The organism is Phnomibacter sp. (assembly GCF_036803085.1).
In the GTDB taxonomy this organism is placed as follows: Bacteria; Bacteroidota; Bacteroidia; order Chitinophagales; family Chitinophagaceae; genus Phnomibacter.
Genome location: NZ_DAIRUZ010000001.1, coordinates 25,127 through 40,528 on the forward strand (window position 1 = coordinate 25,127; position 15,402 = coordinate 40,528).

The window sequence follows — 15,402 nt, forward strand, 5'->3', positions numbered from 1 at the left end:
ATTTTCGAGTTAATTGACATTGTGTTCATCGTGCAATCCTTGTGTCTTGGTGGTTTAATGCCTGGAAGCGCTAATCAAATTTGCAACCCGTACGAACGCAATCTCTGGCGCCACCCATGATGCGGTAGAGCAAAGTAAATTCGAAGCCTCCCCGCAATTGTGAAGCCACGGTGAGCTTTGAAATATTGGCATCATAACTGGCCCCCACACTCCACTGATTGAAGTTGAGTTTTATGACGGGGCAAATCGCATCGGCCCAACGATAAATGGCACCCATGGTAAGGCTTACGCCCTGGTCGCTTTCGCCGGTTTCGTTGTACAGCCATTTTTTATACAGGGTACTGATGAGTACTTCGTTGTGTGGCTGCTGCCAAATCACATCGGCATGAAAAATAATGCGGTCATCCATATCATTGATGGCTGTAGCCAAGCCGCCACTCAGGGTGAGTTTCATGGGCAGTTTGCTATCAATACTGTTGGCAGCACCAAAGCCAACGGATGGTTTGTTGATGTGGTGCAAAGCCACACCTGTATACCATTGCATAGATGCGTACTGGTTACCACCATTGAGCGAAAGCCCGGCACTCAAATCGAAATAATTTCTGCCAGAGTTGATGATGGGTTGCCGTGTTGGTTGTGTTGGGTCGAACACACCATTGACAAATTGATCGTCCCATTTCAAGCCACGAGGATCGAAGCTGCTGCTTACCGGCCCCGCCAAAAAACCGCCGGCTATGTAGAGTTGGTTGCTGAGTTTGCGGCGGTAGCTGATGGCTGCCTGTAGCTGCGTCCGTTGCAGTTTGCTGTCGCCGGCTTCATCCCGCATTACCTGTATGCCCAGGTTGATGTTTTCTAAATCATCTTCACACAAACCATTGAGTTTGTATTCTACCGCAGCACCCATGGTTTTGTACGGCACCGTTACACTTTGCCATTGGTTGCGAAACACAGCCGATGCCCGCAGCTGCCCGTTGTAAATGCCCGCCAGCGAAGGATTGCGCAAAAACGGCGATTCGTACAATTGGGTAAAGTGAATGTCTTGCCCCAGCAGTGGCGCCGATGCCAACAGCAGTGGCAGCATCAGTAGTCGTATGAAAAGTGTACGCATGTGTGGCTGCTGTTATTGCATGTAAAATAAGGTAACGTTTCCGGTTTGGGTAAAAGTGCCGCCTGCTGTGCAAATGGTTTCCACCCGATACACATACACATCCTGCGCTGCTTTTTTACCCGTGTTTTTCATGATGCCATTCCAACCTGCGGTAGGATCGTTGGCAGCAAAATTTTGCGCTTCAAACACCACCTGTCCCCAGCGGTTGAAAATGATGAAGGATTTCACCATGCTCAGGCCTTTGCCCCGTACCATCAATACATCATTCACCCCATCACCATCGGGGCTGAACGCATTGGGTACATACACTTGTTCGTTTTGCTTGCACTGAACCGTGTAGCTAATCGTGTCTGTTGCCAAACAGCCGTAAATGTTTTCAATGCTGAGGCGATACAAAATATTGTTGTTGATGGTGGCCACCGGATTGGGGCAGTTATTGCAACTCAGGTCTTTGTTTGGTGTCCAGGTATAGCGCTTTATGGGCCCGTTGGTAATGATGGGATTGTGGGTAACCGCAGTACCTGCAACAACAAGACTACCTGTGCCCACTTCCAGTGTGGGCAGGTAGCCCACCGCTACTGTTACAAAAGCAGTATCGGTAAAGCAATTGTCGTCATCATAACCAATCACGGTGTATGCAGTGGTGCTGGCTGGCCGTGCAATGGGGTTGGGAATATTGCTCGCATTCAAACCCACAGCAGGCGACCAAACATAACGCTTGGCACCAGTGGCAAACAGTTGGGCCGATTCATTTTGCGGGAAGCAAATGGTATCATTGGGCGATACACTTACCTGGAAAGGTTGTACCACCGTTACCAGCACGGTGTCTGTATTGCTGCAACCAAAAGCATTGCTGCCAGTCACCACATAGGCCGTGGTTTGTGTGGGCGAAGCAACGGTGCTGCTGCAATCATTACAACTCAGCGATTGCTGCGGACTCCAGGTATAACTGTTGGCACCCCGAACTTGCAGCGTCGTACTCTGTCCCAAACAAATTTTCGCATCGTTGCTGGCTACCACTACAGGTGTGGGGTTGATGCGGATGGTTTTGTACACCGTATCGGCGCAGCCAAAATCGGTACGGCCAATCATGCGGATTGTAGCGGTACCTGCAGTAAAATAGCGGGTGCTGGCAGTGCTGCCGGTAGCTTGCTGGTTGTTGCCAAAGTTCCAGTTGTATTGAATATTACCTACAGTATTGCTCATCGCTTGCAGCATAAATGGCTGTCCGATACAAGCGGTGCTATCGCCTTGTATGGCAATGGAAGGCACCTGTTGTACAGGCACATCTATGACTTGCAGGGCAGAGTCTTCGCAACCACTGATGCCCGTAATGCGCATTACTACCCGATAGGTGCCCGCCTGCAGGAATGTTTTGTTGACGGTTGGGGAAGAGGCTGTACTGCCATCGCCAAAGCGCCAGCTGATTTGTGCACGGCCGAGAAATACACTGCTGGTATCAGTAAAGCTTATTGTAGTGCTGCCACAGCTTTGATTGATGCTGTAGCGGAAGCCGGCTTTGATACGGTCAACAAACACTGTATCGGTTCCGGGCAGTAATATGGTACAATTGCCGGCAAACACTTTTACCGAAGGAACATACCTGCCGGGAGCAGTATAGCGATAGGTAACGTTGCTGGCATTGCTGATGATGCTATCGCCATTGCCGGGATAGAAGATATACCTGTTGCCATTGCTGTTGAGTACTTCCAGTTGTATGCTTTGGTTTTGGCAGTAATAACCACTGCGGTATTGGAAGCTGCCCGTAGGCGCCTGCACTTGTATGTTGGCTACTGCACTATCGGTACAGCCAAAACCCTGCGGGAAAATTTTGGTGCCACGCAATACAATGCGGTAGTTGCCTGCCTGCGTGTACAAATGCTTACCCGGATTGCGCAGGCTACTGCTGCTGCCATCGCCAAAGCTCCAGGCCCATGCCAGCGATTCGGTGCTGGTGTTGGTGATGCTTACAGAATCACCAATGCAGATTTGTGCAGGCATTGCGGTGAAGGAAACGGTGGGTCCTTGCACCACGGTAATGGTTTCGGTAGTGCTGGTATCACTACAACCATTGCTGGCATCAAGCGTAACTGTATAGGTACCCGGCTGGGTGTACACATGCACCAGCGTATCAAACCCTTTGGTGCTGGTGAGGATGGGAGAGCCATCACCAAAATTCCATACAAAGCGGTTGGCACCAGTGGTGTTGTTGATGAACCGAACGGTGTGTTGCACACAACCAAAGAGTTCATTGCCATTCACGGCCATGTCGAGGCGGATGCGGTTGGGATTGACCACAATGGCAAAAGTGGCTGTGTCGGTGCCGCAATCGTTGCTGGCAAAGAGGCGAACAAAGAAGGTATCGAGCACACCTGTGGTAAACGTATGCGAAAGGCTTGGCGCATTGCTGGAAATGCGTGGTGAGCCATCACCAAAATCCCAAATGAAACTGGCATTGCTGCCGGCGCTGTTGTTGTTGAATGTAACGGTCATAGGGCTGCAGCCAATGCTTTTGTCGGGTGTAAACAATGCTCTTGGTCTTGCACGAACCCTGATTTTTTGTGTGGCCACGATGGTATCACAACCGGCAGTGGCTTTGAGTGTAACGGTGTACACGGTATCCCCACGGTTGGGGTTGATGGCAAAGCGAATGGTGCCCGGCTGTGCAGCGGTGCTGGTTTGTCCGTTGCCAAAATCCCAGCGGTAGGTAAAGGCGCTGCTGTTGGCCGTTGTGTTGTTGATGGTAATATCGAACGGCCCGCAACCCACGGTATCACTCAGGGTAAATGACGGTGTAGGGCCGGCAAAGGTTGATATGTTAACAGTTGCGGAATCAGACAAGCAACCAAACAAACTCTGTGCTACTACTTTGATAGTGACGGTTTGTCCGCTGCCGCTGATGGTATAGCCGGGGAAGCTTTGGCTGCTTCCAATCAATACATTGTTGACATACCAGCGATAGCTGCCATTGCGGGTAGCAAAGTGCTGCACCGAAATGTTGTTGGGCGTTAAGATGAATGGAGCACAACCCAATGTTTGGTTGGCATTCAACACGGCCACTGCATTGGGGTTGACTGTAACGGTTATTGTATTGCTGTTGCTGCTTTGCGGGCCTGCACACAGCGATGTGGTGACAACTCTGCGGTAGCGGGTGGTTTGCGTTAATACGCCCGGTTGGTAATTAATGCTGTTGGCGCCGGGGATGGTTTGCCAGCTGTTGCCGCCATCGGTACTCATTTCCCAGGCATACAGCATGGTACCGCCACCACCTGCAGGTGTGCTACCCGTAAGCTGCGCTGGTGTAGTGTTGATGCAAATGTTTTGATTGGCCGCAATGGTATTGTTGCTCACAGCAGCCTGAATCACAACGGAGGTGGTAGCCGGGGCAGATACACAACCGTTTTGTGTAATGGTAACGGTGTAGATACCAGCGTTGTTGGTGGTTACGTTGCTCAGTACCGGATTTTGCTGATTGCTGCTGAAACCATTGGGACCTGTCCAGCTGTAGGTGATGCCCGTAGCTGTGCTCGTGGCAGATAGTTGCAGGTTGCTGCCGGTACATACGGGGCCATTGTTGGCCGCTACAGGCGTCGGTGGCGGGTTGGGGGCTACGAGTGTTGCATCATTCGCATTGTTCGACACACAACCATTGAGTGTTACCCGAATGTTGGTATAGTTGCCGGGTGCCAATCCGCTGATGACCACATGGCCACTGGCGTTGGCGGTAAGGTTGCGGGTTTGCGGATTGCCGTTGAAAGTATAGTTGACCTGATAAGTAGTGGAAGCGATCAACCCTTGCAGGGTAATGCTGCCATCGGCCACGGTACAGCTGGTGGGCTGTGTAACAACGGTGTTGGTGATGCCAGGTGTTGGCCGCACCAATACGTTGACCGTTGCGGGAGTGGCCGGGCATCCGTTTAAAGAACTCGTAAGAGTATAGGTGCCGCTGGCTGCCAGCGAAGCATTGGCAATGCTGGCGTTGAGACCGGTGGCATTAAACCCGTTGGGGCCGCTCCAAACCACAATGCCACCTGTAGGTGCCACAGTGCCATTGAGTTGGATGGTGCCGTTTTCACACACCGGGCTATTGGCAGCAGCTGTGAGTACAGGTGTTTGATTGATGACGACTGTTGTGCTTGCTGCTGCAGAAACGCAACCATTGAGAATGGCCGTAACACTATAAGTACCGGCACGGTTGAGTTGTGCATTGTTGATGACCAGGTTTTGCTGATTGCTGCTAAAGCCGGCCGGGCCGCTCCAGTTGTATGTTACACCCGTAGTAGATGAAATGGCAGTGAGGTTGAGGTTGTTGCCTGAGCAAACCGGGCCATTGTTGGCTGCTACGGGTACTGCTGGTGGATTAGGATCGCTGAGGGATATGGGGCCTTGCGGCAAGGAAGGACAGAAGCCGCCGGTGGCTACCCGAATTTGGTCGTACACGGCTGCATTGAGCAGGTTGAGTACAATGCGTCCTGATACATCGGATGATGTATTGGTGCTAACGGGAGCACCGTTGCGGGTGTAGGAAACCGTATAGCTAGTGAGTGGCGTCAATCCGTTAATCGTGATGCTGCCTGTGGATGAGCCACAAGTGGTGGGGTTGCTGCTGGTAATGGTAATGACCGGCACCATGCGTACGGTGACGGTGATGGAAGATCTCGGGCCTTCGCAGCCGTTGGCGCTGTTGGTTTGGCTTACCCACCAGGTGAAAGTACCCGGTGCTGATGTGGTGGGTGTTGGGGCTGTGCCCAATGCGGTACCACCTGTTGCTACTGTATACCAATTGAGGCTGTGGCCATTGAGAGCAGTTGCTGTTAATGGCGTGGCGGCATCACCCACACAATAATTGAGGTTGCTGACAACCGGTGCTAACGGACGTGGATTGACGGTGATGGTAAAAGATTGTGTTGGGCCGTTGCAAGTATTGACCGGCCTAACGGTTACGGTGGCAGTTACAGGCGCAGTGCCGTTGTTGATGGCTGTAAAACTGCCGATGTTTCCATTGCCATTGGCGGCCAAGCCAATGCTGCTGTTGTTGTTGGTCCAGGTAAAACTGGTGCCGGCAAGCGTACTGCTAAAAGTAAACGGACCCACCGTTTGCCCGGCACAAACCACTACGTTGGCAGGAACGGTTACATCCGGGGCAGGATTCACGGTCAACGGATTGCTGACAGTTGTAGTGCCGCAATCATTGGTTACAGCAAGGCTTACGGTATAATTTCCGGGTGTATTGTAGATGACATTGCCCGGTGAGGCAAGTGTAGAACCTGTGGGATTGCCGCCGGGAAAACTCCAGGCATAGGTGGCAGGATTGGTTGACGTACAAAGGTTGGTAATGGCGGTAGGCGTAATGCTTTGATTTTGGCAAATGGGATTGCTGAAAGCCAGCGTGGCAGCAGGTTTCGCTTTTACCAGTACATCCATGAAAACAGGCGCAGATGTACAAGCGCCATTGCCAAAATTGGTGGTGAGGGTTATGCGATAGCGGCCCGGATTATTGAACTGAAACCGCGGCGCTGCACTGGTAAGCGTGGTGCCGTTGAGCAAGCTATAATTACTGCCGCTTGGCACACAGCCAGCTACCGAAGCATAGCTCACCGTCCAGTTGTAGCCAATCACACCGCAGAGCGGTTGATTGCCCACGCTGCTGGCGTTTACTACCATGGGGGCACAGCCTTCGGTTTGGTCGAGGCTCATGGCTGCAACGGGTGTTGGATTTACGCAGATGGTTTTTACGGTATCCTTAAATCCACAAACAGGGTTTCCGATACGTAAGGTAATTTGATAGATACCAGGTGTATTGAAGTTAACAGAAATATTCTCTGTTCCACTTTGCCATAAATCGGGATCATTTTGACCGAAATCATTCCCCCGAGAACCAGCCGAAATAGTAAATCCAGTTGCCGGAGCAATTTTCCATATTACTTTTCCATTATCACAATTACTTCCGTTTACATATTTGCCAGATCCTAATCTGGCTCTTATTTGTACTACACCAACACAAACGGTGTCTTTTGGTAAAACTTCAATATCTGGTTGGGGTCTGTCTGATACACTAATAGGTTCAACGGTAGCGGATGATTGAAAACAAGGATTAGATGCTGTAATGGAAGCCGAAAAAGAATTAGCAAACTGTCCGCTGGTGGTGCCGCAGGAGGTTTTAGTAAATAAGTGTGTAATGCTAGCTGGTGCAGGGTGAGGAAAAGTTTGACTATTGCTGCCATCATTGAAAGTGACCGTATATATTGTGCCTGGTGTGTTTTGGCTTGTATTAAAGATTGGGAAAGTCAGAGAACTGCCAGTACAAATTGATGTGTTACCAGGATTGCCTAATCCTACCGCTGGATTACTTCCTACAAAAACTCCATAATCTGTTGTGTCAACGCAACCATTTTGTCCAGTAACAATAAACTTCAAATTGTAGATACCAACGGCATATAGATGAGAAGTGGTTGCAAAAGAATTACTAGTAAAGTCGGTTGAATTATCACCCCAGATGATTTTGTAGTTTGTATTGTTGGTCGTAGATTGATTCGTTACACTGATTGTTCCGGAATTGTTGGTGCATATTGCAAAATAGGTTTTACCTTGATATTGTCTATTCCCAGTACCTCCTAACTGAGTTCCCGGTGTTTCCAACATATTCACTGTTTTGGTAACCGAATCTTTACAACCATTGCTGTTGGTGACCACCAGTTTTACGGGAAAATTTTGAGTGCTATTGCCTACAGTGCCCACAAAGCGGTGACTGGGGTTGGTGGCGTTGCTGCTGTTGTTGCCACCCGAATTGGGGTCGCCAAAACTCCATGCATAGGTATTGCCGCTACCCGGCGTGGTATTGGTAAAAAAGACGGGCACACTGGCACAACTGCCAGCAGGTGAAAAAGTAAAGTCGGGTGTTGTTTTGGGTAATTGGGTGATTTGAATGGTATCGTAAGGAATTGGATTTCCGCCGATGATAAGCGAGACTCTGTACCACTGTGGCGTACTTACCGTGGCCGTGGCTATCGAGCTAACTGTTGTCCAAGGCCCGGCAAGTGTTGCGGCGCTTTGCCATAAGTAGCCCGGGTTGGCAGGTCCATTGGGCAGGTTGAGGCTGAGTTGGGTGCTGGTGCCGGGGCACAGGGCAAAGCCAAAGCTACTGCGGATGGTATCGGCCGGGCCGGGGGGCTGTGCGAAGGCGGTGCTTACATAGCACACCAAAATACATATCAGCACAGATGTCCGCAGTGGGGGTAGTATTGAAGAGAATACAAAGGTTAGCAGCATGCCGAAACAGCGTTTGTTGAGGTTGTAAGGAAGCTTGAAACAAAAACTGCGCCTAAATGACTGCAAGTGTTTTTATGGTCACCGTAGCTGGTATTTCAGGGCTATTTGCTTGTTTTTTTAATCAATGGGTTAAAATAAACATTTACTGGCGAATAAGAATACACGGGCTGACTTTTACCGCTATAAAAAAACACCAATGCGTATGTTCGCATTGGTCTTTTTGAGATTTGGTAAATAATCTTTCGTGTTTACTTGCTTCTGGCTTTTGAACTGCTGATCATGTTTGTGTGATGACTGTTGATGGAAGGCTCAAGATGATACCCACCATTAATTACCCCGGTAGGTGGCATAACCGTAAGCTGAGAGGGTAATAGGAACGTGATAATGTTCATTGTCTGCCAGTTCAAACACTACTTCAATGAAGGGATAAAATGACTGTTGACCAAGTTGCTTAAAGTAAGGTTTGGTGTGAAAGGTGAGTTTGTAAATACCAAGATTATTGCTCGTTTGCGGTAGAAAATCTTTAATCCGCCCATTGGCATCTGTTTTTTTTTCGTCAATGATTTTCCATTGATCATTGTTCTCTTTTTTAGAAAGGGTAATGGTAACACCTGCCGCTGGTTTGCCGGTCGAGATGTCCAGAATATGACTCGATAACTGGTAGGTTTTTTCCTGTGCTATACCCTGAAAGGAGAGTGCAAAGCAACAGCAGGTGAGTATAAAAAAACGGAGCTGATTGGAAAAGATTCTGTTGTACATGGTGTCATTTTTTTATGGATTTCTGAATACTAAGACTGCTATTGGACACCGAATGAATGACTGGCAAGTGGTAGGATTTGTTAAAAGACATTTCTTCTTTATTCCCGGTATTTGCCAAACCAACTTGTGCAAATGAGTTGTAAGAAGCAATACTTTTTTGCAAATAATTTACTGTAGCTGCAGGGCTTGTGGCTAATGATTAAGTTTTAGCCACTGCAGTTGATCGTTTTTTTATCTGGCCTTTGATAGCTACTGTAAGTTGTTTCGCCTGTTTATTTCCAGCCCATTGTTTGTGCTACAAATGCACTCAATTCTTCGGCCATTTGTGCATGCTCTGCCATGGTAGGGTGGCTATCGCAGCCGCTGGCATAGCGCTGGCGATAGAAGTAATGGGTGATGCGGCTGATGCCCAGTTGCCGGCTTTGCTGCACCACCGCCAGTATGTAGCGTTGCAATACAGTGTTGAGTTCTGCATGCGCCATTGGGCTATTGAGTAAAATAAATGTAGCCTTGGGGTAATGCTGTTGCATTTGTTGCAGCAGTTGTAGGTAGGCGTTGGTAAAGGCAAGAGAATCTTGAATGCCATCGTTTTGACCGAGGCAAATGGTTACCACATCGGGCTGGTAGCGGCTAAAGCTCCATGGCAGGGCGTTGTCTGTCATGTTGATTTTGTCGTACACCTGCGGCATAACGGTTGTTTTATTACAGCAGCTGTGTATGAGCCCAATGCCAGACACGGATGAGAGTTGCCATTGGGCGTTCAATTTTCTTGCCGTAAGCGGTCCGTATGCCATGTAGGCCCGGTGTTGGTCGTACCATTGACCAGTATTGCAGGGTATGTTTTGCATGTCCATGCCGGAGCCGCAGGTAATGGAGTTGCCATACAATTCGATGCGGCGAGTGGGGGCTTTGGGCAAGGGGAGCAGTTTGTTGCAGCGAATACCCCGAAGTTCGAGGTAGCCCATTTCTGCTTCTGTGTTTTTGGTGATGATTACACGGTGTGCAGGTTGTTTCTTGCTGGCTGTAATGCGTAGTACGTTATCTTTTTCTTTGAGCCATACTTTGTATGAGGGTTCATTGTCTACCTGTATTTCCACACAGTTGTGACTGGTGCCCCATTTCATTTCGTCGCCCAGCAGCACGGTGCAGGTATCACCACGAAATGCCAATTCAATATACACACCCGGTGCCCAAAAACGAGGCTGTTGCGGTTGTTCATCACTCACTCTTCCGGTGATGCGGATGTTTGGATGATTGGCTGCATAGAGCTTGCTGACATTCTTTTGAGCTACAACAGTGAGCATGCCCATACACAGCATGCTGCTCCATAAAAAACGATGAATCATGATGTACTGATATAACAACAATTATCGACGTAAATAAGGGGCGATGAGTGGTTGCCAGATGGCATAGCCCTGTTTGTTCATGTGTAATTTGTCCGACAGAAAAATGTCTTCCCTAATACTGCCATCTGCGTTGAGCATGTGGCTGTACACATCAATGTATTCGAGCCTTTTGGTGCGGTTGGCAAAGGCTTTGATGAGCTCGTTGGCGGCTTGCATTTGCGGGAGTACTTTTTGCCGAAAGGGACTGGGCTTCATGGAGATGTAAACAATGGGCACTTTGGGCATTTTGCTGCGGATGTAATCGTGTAATCTTTTGAAGCGAGTAAGGATGCTGTCGGCAGTAATGTGTGGGCCGCCACCAAAGTCATTTTCACCGCAGTAAATCACAATTTGTTTGGGATTGTATGGAAAAATAATCTCATCGGCATAGAGCAGTAAGTGCGGCAGCGAAGAACCGCCAAAGCCGCGGTTGAGAATGGGATAGCCCGGGAAATAATCCTGCACATCTTTCCAGTTGGTAAAGCTGGAGCTGCCAATAAAAAGGATGGGTTTGCGTGGTGTAGGTTTGATAGAATCCTGTTTTTTAAACCACGCAATTTCATTGGCAAATGGTGCGGCGGTTTGTGCATGTGTGGTATAGGTTTTTGTGGCCAGCAGCATGCAGAGGGCTGGTAATATCCAATTGCATTGTACTAATGTCTTTCTCATATAAACACACGTTTTTCGTAACTGTAATTTTCACGGAATTCTTTTGGGGTGCAGTTTTTCTTTTTGCGGAACAGGCGGTTGAAATTGGATATGTTGTTGAAGCCGCAGTGATAAGCTACTTCAGCAACGGGCTGATGCGTATCTATTAGTAATCTTGAGGCATGGCCCAGTCGTATTTCGAGCAGGTTGTCCATAAAGCTGATGCCGGTGTGAGATTTGAAGAAGCGGCTGAAAGAAACCTGTGTCATGTTGGCTAGTTTGGCGGCATCAGCGAGGGCTATGGGTTTGTCAAAATTTTGCTTCATGTACTCCATCACTTTTTCTACGCGGCGGCTGGTGTAGCTGCTTTGTACATTGTTGAAACTGCCATTGGATAAAATGCGCATGTTTCTGGAAATGGAGAGGTCGTGTAAAATGGACATGAGTTCGAGCACCGAATCAAACCCTTGTTTGGTGCGCAGTTGTTTCAGCCGTGGACTGATTTGCTGAATGGTAGATTTGGAAAAGAGAATGCCCCGTGTGGATTTGTCGAACATGTCGCGGATAAAATGCAGTTGATTGCGTCGCAGCATTTTGTCGTCAAACAAGTCTTTGTGAAACTGAATGGTGATTTCTTGTATATCACGGCTTTTGCATTGATGTGTTTTCCAAACATGCGGCAGGTTAGGGCCCACCAATACCAACTCCGCCTGGTCAATCACTTCAATATGATCGCCAATGACGCGTTTGGCTCCTTTTGCATTTAAGATGCAGTTGAGTTCATATTCTTCATGATAGTGCAGGGGAAAATCGAACTCGGTTTTGGTACGTTCGAAAATGGTAAAGCAGTCGCTTGCCGTAAGCGGAGTAATTTCTTTCAGGATGTTTCGTTGATTGGCCATGATAAAATAATATCATTTTTGAATGCTACATCAACCTGACGGAATGAGCTTGAATTAGGCTGTTATTACAGTGTGTGAAGTAAGATAATTGCGATGAGATTGATGCTGATTTTCAGAAAAGTACAATTATTGGATAAAATAGTACTATTTAATAGGTTCATTCGAAATCTACATTTGAACAAACAATCTTGCTGTATGAGAAAATTCATGTCGTGTTGTTTGCTGCTGTGTCTTTTCGTGCTATACGAAGCTCAGGCGCAAATAAGAAAAGTAACCGGTAAGGTTACTGACGAACAAGGCGCTGCATTGAGTGGTGCTACCGTTTCGGTAAAGCAAATAGCCATTTCAACCCTCACCGATGCCAAGGGTGCGTTTACGATTGAAGTGCCGGCCACGGGCAAAATATTGCTGGTGTCGTATGTGGGCATGGAAACGGTGGAGCTGCCTATTCAGGGAAAAACAAATGTAACCGTGCAATTGAAAACGCAGGCCAGTGCTTTGGGTGATGTGGTGGTGATTGGTTATGGTAGTGTTCGTAAAACGGATGCTACCGGTGCGGTGCAACGCCTTACCAGAGAAGATTTGTTGCGGGACAACCCTACTAATATTTTACAAGCCATGCAGGGAAAGCTGGCCGGTGTAAACGTGACACAAAATGATGGTGCACCAGGTGCCGGCCTCAGCATTCGGGTGCGTGGTTCCAATTCTTTTTTAGGTGGTACTGAACCCTTGTATGTGATAGACGGTGTGCCGTTCAACAACAGCAACAGTGGTGGCACACCTGCATCTATAGGTGAAGATGAAAAGCAAACGCTGAATGTGTTGGCCTTTCTTAACCCCAACGATATTGAATCCATCGACATTTTGAAAGATGCTTCGGCAACGGCTATCTACGGTTCTCGTGGTGCCAATGGTGTGGTGCTCATTACCACCCGCAAGGGCAGGCTGGGCAAAGACCGTGTAGAACTCACGGTGAATTTGGGCATGGCAGAAGTAAGCCGCAAGCTACCGATGCTGTCGCCACAAGACTTTGCCCGCTATCAAAATCTCTCGTACGAAAATGCCAACTATTATGATGGCACTTCGTACAACATTCCTTACTCACCCGAGCAAATTGATTCGTTGGGTAGCGACAAGAACAACTGGCAGGATGCCATTTTCAGAAAAGGGTTTTCGCAGCAGTATGCATTGAATGTATCGGGTGCTACAGAGTCTGGCAGCCACAGTTTGTCTTTTCAATACCTCAATCAGGAGGGTACAATCATTCAATCTGATTTCAGAAAGATTGGTTTAAATGCCAACCTGCATCGAAACGTAGGCAAATTTGTGAAAGTGGGCACCAGTACGTCTATTGCCAACTCTCGAACCAATGGTGTAAAAACCGGTACAGATAAATCGGATGCGGCCAGTGCCGGCGTTATTCGTTCTGCACTTACTTATCCGCCTACCATTCAGCAAGAAGAAGAATTTGATGGTACCGGTGAAGGCTTCTTCATTACGAACCCCGTTATTTATTCAAGAGATGTACTCAACCGGGTGACGGGTTACACCATCTTTTCTTCCAACTATGCTGAAGTCAGTTTTTTGAAAGACTTCAAGTTTCGGCAGAACCTGGGTTTTAACTACGGTGCCAACACCCGAGATCAGTATTATCCCCGGACTGTGTTTGAAGGATTTAGCGTAAAAGGTTCGGCATTGAAGGCGGATAATATCTGGACCAGCATGGTGTCGGAAAGCATCCTGACTTTCAACAAGAAACTAGACAATCACAGCATTAATGTAATGGGTGCGTCTACATTTGAAAGAACCAATGGTCAATCAAAAAGAGCGGAAGCGAAAACTTTCCCCAACGATTTGTTGCAAAATGAAAACATGCAATCTGCTGAGCAGGTGTTGCCCATCATTACCAACAAGTATCAGTCTACACTGATTTCATTTTTGGGCCGTATCAATTATACCTACAAAGACAAACTGTTGCTAACGCTTTCATACCGGCAGGATGGTTCCAGCAAGTTTGGTAAAAACAACAAGTGGTCTGGTTTCCCGTCTGCTGCAGTAGCGTGGAAGTTGCATCAGGAAAACTGGTTACAAAAATCAAAAGCAATTTCTAACCTCACCATGCGGTTGAGCTATGGTCAAACCGGCAATCAGGGTATTGGTTCTTATGCTTCGCTGTCGAAGTTGGCAGTGTACAACTACACATTCAACGGTACTACACAAACCGGATTGGCCGATGACGTGTATGCCGGTCCTGCGAACCCCGGATTGAAGTGGGAAACCACTACTGCGTACAATGCCGGAATCGATTTGGGCTTGTTCAACAACCGCCTGCAGTTGCATGCCGATGCGTATGTAAAAAGAACAGATGATTTGCTGCAATACATCACCACGCCGGCTTCTACAGGTTTTCAACGCCAGCTGCGCAACTCTGGTTCTGTAGAAAACAAAGGCCTTGAGTTGTCGGTAGAAGGTTTGATTGTAAAAAACAAAAACTTTCAGTGGAAAGCCAATGCCAATATTGCTTTCAACCGCAATAAAATCCTGAGTTTGGGTGGCGATGTGAAGGAGCAATTTGCCAGCAATATTTCTACCCGTGATGCACCGTTTATTCAGGTAGCGGGTCAGCCCATTGGTGCTTTGTATGGCTATGTGGAAGACGGCTATTACGACAACGAAGCAGAAGTGCGTAATTCGATGGTGTATGTGAATCAGCCCTGGGCCATCATACGCCGTATGATTGGTGAAGTGAAATATCTGAACCTCGACAATGATCCTACTTCCATTGCGGCCACTGATAGAATGGTGATTGGTGATGTAAACCCCGATTACACTTTTGGTTTCATCAACAACTTCAGCTACAAAAATTTCGACCTCAGCATTTTTATCAATGGGGTGCAGGGCAATGACGTGGTGAACATGAACAAAGTGTTCAATGGCAATATCGGTTCGTCTAAAAACATCAGCGAAGAGATGCTGGCTGGTGCGTGGACGCAGGGCAAAGACAACAGCATGGCTACTGAACCCAAGGCCATCCGTCAGTTTTGGCGTACACTGTTGTTCTCCCGCCGTTTTATTGAAGATGGCAGTTTTGTCCGCATCAAGAATGTAGCATTGGGCTACACGTTGCCCAAGAAGCTGGTGAAGGGTATCAACTCCATCCGGGTGGTAGCCAGCGTTAATAACCTGTACACATTTACGAAGTACACAGGTTTTGATCCGGAAGTGAACAGCTATGGTGATAATCCTGCTTTGTTTGGTGTAGACCTGGGTGGTTATCCCAATGCCAGAACCTACAATTTGACCATTCGTTGCGGCTTCTAATTGTGCACGT

At 48.0% G+C, this 15,402-nt stretch carries 7 protein-coding genes; 1 reads left to right on the top strand and 6 read right to left on the bottom strand.

What is annotated here, in order from left to right:
* Positions 1 to 70 precede the first annotated feature (70 nt).
* The 6 genes from V7Q13_RS00095 to V7Q13_RS00120 form a co-directional block, all read right to left on the bottom strand.
* Positions 71 to 1,108: a PorP/SprF family type IX secretion system membrane protein gene (locus V7Q13_RS00095; RefSeq protein WP_333798645.1), complete on the bottom strand. Its 1,038-nt coding sequence runs from the start codon at positions 1,106 to 1,108 to the stop codon at positions 71 to 73.
* A gap of 12 nt (positions 1,109 to 1,120) precedes the next feature.
* Positions 1,121 to 8,377, bottom strand: a complete 7,257-nt coding sequence (locus V7Q13_RS00100; RefSeq protein WP_333798646.1) for a PKD domain-containing protein — start codon at positions 8,375 to 8,377, stop codon at positions 1,121 to 1,123.
* Between the two features lie 327 nt (positions 8,378 to 8,704).
* Positions 8,705 to 9,136 carry a hydroxyisourate hydrolase gene (uraH, locus tag V7Q13_RS00105; RefSeq protein WP_333798647.1) on the bottom strand — a complete coding sequence of 144 codons (432 nt, stop codon included), beginning with the start codon at positions 9,134 to 9,136 and terminating at the stop codon, positions 8,705 to 8,707.
* A 272-nt stretch (positions 9,137 to 9,408) separates the two neighbouring features.
* On the bottom strand, positions 9,409 to 10,482 hold the full coding sequence (locus tag V7Q13_RS00110; protein ID WP_333798648.1) for a GDSL-type esterase/lipase family protein: 1,074 nt from the start codon (positions 10,480 to 10,482) through the stop codon (positions 9,409 to 9,411).
* A gap of 21 nt (positions 10,483 to 10,503) precedes the next feature.
* Positions 10,504 to 11,190, bottom strand: a complete 687-nt coding sequence (locus tag V7Q13_RS00115) for a GDSL-type esterase/lipase family protein (protein ID WP_333798649.1) — start codon at positions 11,188 to 11,190, stop codon at positions 10,504 to 10,506.
* Positions 11,187 to 12,071: an AraC family transcriptional regulator gene (locus V7Q13_RS00120; RefSeq protein WP_333798650.1), complete on the bottom strand. Its 885-nt coding sequence runs from the start codon at positions 12,069 to 12,071 to the stop codon at positions 11,187 to 11,189. The genes V7Q13_RS00115 and V7Q13_RS00120 overlap by 4 nt, the downstream gene beginning before the upstream one ends.
* A 195-nt stretch (positions 12,072 to 12,266) precedes the next feature.
* Here V7Q13_RS00120 and V7Q13_RS00125 point away from each other — a divergent pair, with 195 nt between their 5' ends.
* On the top strand, positions 12,267 to 15,392 hold the full coding sequence (locus tag V7Q13_RS00125) for a SusC/RagA family TonB-linked outer membrane protein (RefSeq protein ID WP_333798651.1): 3,126 nt from the start codon (positions 12,267 to 12,269) through the stop codon (positions 15,390 to 15,392).
* Positions 15,393 to 15,402 lie beyond the last annotated feature (10 nt).